The sequence below is a fragment of the Bacteroides sp. ET71 genome (genome assembly GCF_023336905.1).
Lineage (GTDB): Bacteria > Bacteroidota > Bacteroidia > Bacteroidales > Bacteroidaceae > Bacteroides.
Genome location: NZ_JAMBLS010000157.1, coordinates 1 through 414 on the forward strand (window position 1 = coordinate 1; position 414 = coordinate 414).

Genomic DNA, 414 nt, shown 5'->3' on the forward strand with positions numbered 1-414 from the left:
CACCATCTTACGGATGCCTTTCAGACGGCGCATCTTGTTGATGAACAGTTCCATGATGATGATGGTCGTGACGGGGAACAGGATGGGATGGTCCTTTATCTGGTCGATTTCGAAGACGATGAAGCGTTTCGTCAGCAGGTCAAGCTGCTTGTCCGAGTTGAGCAGGAAGTCGTACTCGCCGCCCCGATAATAGGGTTCCAGCACGTTTAGGAAGCCCGCCAAATCAAAGTCCTTCTCCCGTACCTGCTTCTCCTCCAGTATCCGCCGGTAGTCCGACTTCACGAACTCGTAGAAGGTGTTGAACGAGGGTTCTTCCACTTCCCCCGAGCGGATGCGCTCGATGTAGAGCGACACGGCGTTGGACAGCGCCACCTCCTCCGAGCGCGTGGCCGGTTCGTTGTCCTTCTTCCACAG

Annotated in this window: 1 pseudogene; it reads right to left on the reverse strand. The window is 55.8% G+C overall.

What is annotated here, in order from left to right:
• Window positions 1-414, reverse strand: a pseudogene (locus M3090_RS15665) (conjugal transfer protein TraG); the annotation flags it as partial.